The organism is Candidatus Palauibacter australiensis (assembly GCA_026705295.1).
In the GTDB taxonomy this organism is placed as follows: domain Bacteria; phylum Gemmatimonadota; class Gemmatimonadetes; order Palauibacterales; family Palauibacteraceae; genus Palauibacter; species Palauibacter australiensis.
In genome coordinates, this window is the sequence record JAPPBA010000007.1 from 1 (window position 1) to 4,226 (window position 4,226).

Genomic DNA, 4,226 nt, shown 5'->3' on the forward strand with positions numbered 1-4,226 from the left:
CGAGATACCGGACCACGCCCGACGCCGCGTCGAGGCCGAACGCGCTCCCGCCCGAGAGCACGATGGCGTGGGCTTCCTGCACGCTGTTCACCGGATCGAGGAGGGCGATCTCCCGCGTCCCCGGCGCCCCGCCCCGTACGTCGACCCCCGCCACGGCGCCGTCCTCGGCGAGAACGACCGTACAGCCCGTGGGCCGCTCCTCCAGCGTGAAGTGACCCAGCGCGAGTCCCTCGACCGCCGTGATGCCGCCCCCCGCCGAATCCGCTGTCTCCTGCGCCACACACCCTCCCGCCGCGAGAAGTCCGCCCACCACCCCGGCCGCCGCGAGCGCGACGCCCCGCGCCACGGACGGCCCGGCAGACTCCGGTCTCAGTCTCATCCGCACCGCCATCGCACCGCCATGCTATCCGGCGAACTCGTACACGAGGCTCTCCCCGGGCAGACCCTCGACTCGCAGCACGACCGTGCCGGGTCCGGGTCCGTAGAACTGCCGGTAGCGCGTTCTGACCAGGTCGAGATCGAAGACGCGGGTGTCGGTCACCCAGCGCTCGCAGGCATCGCCGTTCGCCTCGTGGACGAGTTCCGCCGGAAGCTGCACCGGATCCGATTCCAGGAACGTCTCCGAGATCACCAGCGTGAAGGTGTGCCTGCGGCAACCGCCCGAGTACCCCACCTCGACGGTCAACCCGTGTCCGTCCACCGAGGCCGAGTTCGCGACATAGGGATCGTCCCCCCAGTCGCCGTCCCCCGACAGAACCACGTTGTTGTCCGGCACATCCGGCCCCAGCCCCGACTCGCCGCACCCCGGCACGACAAGGAGTCCGAGCAGTAGCGGAGCCGAGACCCTCGCCCGAACAGAAAAAGCCGAGAAACCTGCAGTCGAAAGTGTCATGTGAGCAATGTAGCACCGCCCCCCCGGCGGCGGATCGGCCACGGCCGGTAATTCCCTACTCGCCGGCGGAGCGGGGCAGAACACAAGTGCTTGCGCTTCGAGGAGTGGAACCCCCGCCGACGAAACGAGACCTTCGGAAGTCGTCGAGAGGTACTTCGGGACCGAGTACGGGGTCGAGTTGCCTGAGCCTTCTCGCTCCGGATACAAGCCGGTCGTGTTCGAGGACGAGTGCGGCGGTGAAGCTTCAGGCAGCCCTTCGGCAGCCCGTGGCCGCAGCCGTTAAGCGCGGAGTTCGGGGCGGTTGCGGTAGTCTTCGAGGGCCTCGGGGTTGGCGAGGGCCTCGACGTTCTTCACGGACTCTCCCAGGACCACGGCTCGCACGGCGAGTTCCGAGATCTTGGCGCTCTTCGTGCGCGGGATGTCCGTCACCTCCAGTATCCGCGCCGGGACGTGGCGGGGCGAGGCGTTCTCCCGGATCTCCCTCCGGATCCGCGCCTCCAACTCCTCGTCCAGACTCCGCCCTTCCGCGAGCCGCACGAAGAGGACGACGCGCGTGTCGTTCTCCCACGGCTGCCCGATGACGATGGATTCGAGAATCTCCGGCAGCCGGTCCACCAGCCGGTAGATCTCCGCCGTTCCCATCCGCACGCCGCCCGCGTTCAGCGTCGCGTCGGAGCGGCCGTAGATCACCGTGCCGCCGTGCTCCGTCCACTCCATCCAGTCGCCGTGTCGCCAGACGTTGGGATACATGTCGAAGTACGCCGCGTGGAAGCGGCTCCCGTCGTCGTCTCCCCAGAACCCCGTCGGCACCGACGGGAAGGGCGACTTGCAGACGAGTTCCCCCTTCCCGGCCGGCATCGACCGCCCCTCTTCATCCCACACATCCACGTCCATGCCCAGCGACGGCGCCTGGATCTCGCCCCGCCACACGGGGAGGAGCGGGTGTCCCACCACGAACCCCGCGCACAGGTCCGTCCCGCCCGAAATCGAGGCGAGGTGGACGTCGGGCTTCACGTCCCGGTACACGTAGTCGAACCCCTCCGGGACGAGGGGAGACCCGGTGGAGAGCATCGTCCGCACCGAGGAGAGGTCGTGCGTCTCCCGCGGCCGGAGCCCCGCCTTCCCGAGCGCGTCGATGAACTTCGCGGACACGCCGAGCTGGGTCATCCGTACTTCGTCCGCGTAGTCGAACAGGACGTGCGGCCCGGGATGGAAAGGCGATCCGTCGTACAGGACCGCCGTCGCCTCGCTCGCCAGCGCCGACGACAGCCAGTTCCACATCATCCACCCGCAGGTCGTGTAGTAGAAGGCGCGGTCGCCCGGCCGGATGTCCGCGTGAAGCCGGTGCTCCTTCAGGTGGGTGAGGAGGATGCCGCCCGCCCCGTGCACGATGCACTTCGGGACGCCGGTCGTGCCCGAGGAGAAGAGGATGTAGAGGGGATGGTCGAACGGAAGCCGCCGGAACTCGATCTCCCGCGCGCTCCACGGGCCGATGAAGTCGTCGAAGCTTACGGCGTGGGGGATCGCCGAGATGTCCGGATCCGGTTCGGTGTGGGGGACGATGATCACGCGCTCCACCGAGGGGAGGCGCCGCACGATCTCCGGCAGGCGGTCGAGGCTCGAGTACCGTTTGCCCTGCCAGAAGTAGCCGTCGGCCGCGAGGAGGACGCGCGGTTCGATCTGCCCGAAGCGGTCGAGTACGCCCTGCACGCCGAAGTCGGGCGAGGCGGTGGAGATCGTGGCCCCCAGGCTCGCCGACGCGAGCATGTACACGATGGACTCGGGCATGTTCGGCACGTAGCCGGCCACCCGGTCTCCCGGCTCGATTCCGAGCGCGTCCAGCGCCTGTGCGAGGCGTGAGGTCGTGTCGTAGAGCTCGGCCCACGTAAGGTCGCGGCGGACGCGGTCTTCGGCCCGGAATAGGAGCGCCGGCCCGTCGTCGCGGCGGCGGAGCAGGTTCTCCGCGTAGTTCAGCCGCGCGTCCGGGTACCAGCGCGCCCCCGGCAGGCGGTCGAAGTCGACGACCACGCGCTCGCCACGCTCCCCGATGACGCCGCAGAAGTCCCACACCGCGTTCCAGAACGCCTCCGGCTCGCGGATCGACCAGCGCCACAGCGCGTCCGGAGATTCGGCACCCGCCCCGCACGTCTCGTTCGCGTAGCGCGTGAAGCGCGCCATGTTCGTCATCGCGGCGAAGTCCGGATCCGGCGTCCACAGCGGACGTGCTTCGCCCGTCATGCCCGGCCGGCTTCCGGCCCGCGATGCCGTCATGCCCGTTCCTCCGACACCCAGAAGTACCGGAACGCGGGGGGCATGAGTTGCACGAGCAGCCATCCGAAGAAGACCAGCGACAGCGTGCCGAAGACCGCGAACCCGATCCCGCTCCAGGCCGACACCCAGTCCGGCGGCACGTAGGTCTCGCCGGGCGCGTGCACCGCCCGCGTCACGCCGACGGCCGTCCCCACCACGTGCAGCCAGAGCACGAGCGCCGCCACCGAGACGTTCAGCCCGATGAGACTCCAGCGCATGGCAGGCGTGTGGAGCGTGTCCCAGGCGTCCTCTCCCTCGCGGGCCTGAAAGTGCTCGCTCAGGATCCAGATCGCCGCCCCCAGCAGGATCATCGTGTCGATGCCGATCATCGCCCCCATCGCGTGTCCCGTGACGACGTACGTCCCGTGAATCACCGCGTTCAAGGGCGGGACGGAGATGAGGATCGCGCCGAACAGGACCGCGCACGTCCACCACTTCGCCGCCGCGAACGAGCCGCGGGCCGCGCAGAACGCCGGGTCGCTCGGGGTCCGGAGCGCCCGCCACAGGTCGAACATGGCCCGCGCGAGCACGATGATCTCCATCATGCTCACGACGAAGGCGATCCACTTCACCGACTCCCGCCCCGGGAGATGATAGGTGTGGTGCGCGAAGTTCGTGAACGAGTTGAGCAGTCCCACCGCGAACAGCATGTACGCGGTCGTCGAGCGCCCGTAGGACGGATCCCCCGAGATCCGCTCGCCCAGGTAGATCACCGAGCCGTAGACGAAGAGGTTGAAGCTGCCGACGAGGGTGCCCGTCGCCTTCCACTGGATCCGCATGTCCTGCACCGGATCCCCGAAGATCCCCGGGACCAGCCACATGTGCTGTTCCACGAAGGTGACGATGAAGAAGAGCATCCCCACGCCCCACATCGTCACGTAGACCGGCCGCTCCCAGAACCGCTTCCCGGCGAGGCGGAAGAAGTTCCACGCGTAGCAGATCCAGCCCGCGAGGATGAGGAGGGAGAAAAAGGGGTGGAAGCCGACGTACTCGCGCCCCGATCCGATGCCGAGGCCGAGCGTGA

Annotated in this window: 4 protein-coding genes; all 4 read right to left on the reverse strand. The window is 68.7% G+C overall.

Annotation, left to right across the window (positions count from 1 at the left end):
• On the reverse strand, window positions 1-379 hold a 379-nt coding region (locus OXN85_00295), incomplete at its 3' end, for a P1 family peptidase (protein MCY3598399.1).
• Window positions 380-403: 24 nt separating this feature from the next.
• On the reverse strand, window positions 404-811 hold the full coding sequence (locus OXN85_00300) for a hypothetical protein (protein MCY3598400.1): 408 nt from the start codon (window positions 809-811) through the stop codon (window positions 404-406).
• A 360-nt stretch (window positions 812-1,171) separates the two neighbouring features.
• Window positions 1,172-3,163 carry an acetoacetate--CoA ligase gene (locus OXN85_00305; protein ID MCY3598401.1) on the reverse strand — a complete coding sequence of 664 codons (1,992 nt, stop codon included), beginning with the start codon at window positions 3,161-3,163 and terminating at the stop codon, window positions 1,172-1,174.
• The coding region (locus OXN85_00310) for a cbb3-type cytochrome c oxidase subunit I (GenBank protein MCY3598402.1) at window positions 3,160-4,226 on the reverse strand (1,067 nt) is incomplete at its 5' end. The genes OXN85_00310 and OXN85_00305, both read right to left, overlap by 4 nt.

Coding starts and splice junctions, on each gene's coding strand:
- OXN85_00305 (MCY3598401.1), bottom strand. CDS start 3,163: ATGACGGCATCGCGGGCCGGAAGCCGGCCGGGCATGACGGGCGAAGCA.